Annotated in this window: 1 protein-coding gene; it reads right to left on the reverse strand. The window is 34.9% G+C overall.

The features are described 5' to 3' along the window. Positions 1-23: 23 nt before the first annotated feature. Positions 24-321, reverse strand: a 298-nt coding sequence (locus PUR56_RS43150; RefSeq protein ID WP_329947397.1) for a hypothetical protein, incomplete at its 5' end; no start/stop codon positions are given.

The raw sequence follows: 321 nt of genomic DNA on the forward strand, positions 1-321 counted from the left end.
ACCCACGCCACAGCTAAGCTGTCTTATTTTTTGTTTTTTTGTTTTAGTTTTTGGTGTTTTTTTTTTTTTTTTTTTTTTTTTGTTTGTTTTGTCTTGGTTTGGTGTGGTGTTTTTGGTGGTGGTGTGTTGTGGTTTGTTTGTTTTCTTTTTTTGTCTGGGGGTGTGTGTGAGCCCCCACCCCCCCCCCACAAAAAAAAAAAAAAACAAAAAAAAAAAAAACCCCCCAAACAACAAAAAAAAAAACCACACCACCAACAAAAAAAAACAAAAACCCACCAAAACCAAAAAGACAAACCCACCCCCCAAAACAAAAACAAAAAA

Origin of the sequence: Streptomyces sp. BE303, assembly GCF_036290945.1 — a bacterium.
Classification (GTDB): domain Bacteria; phylum Actinomycetota; class Actinomycetes; order Streptomycetales; family Streptomycetaceae; genus Kitasatospora.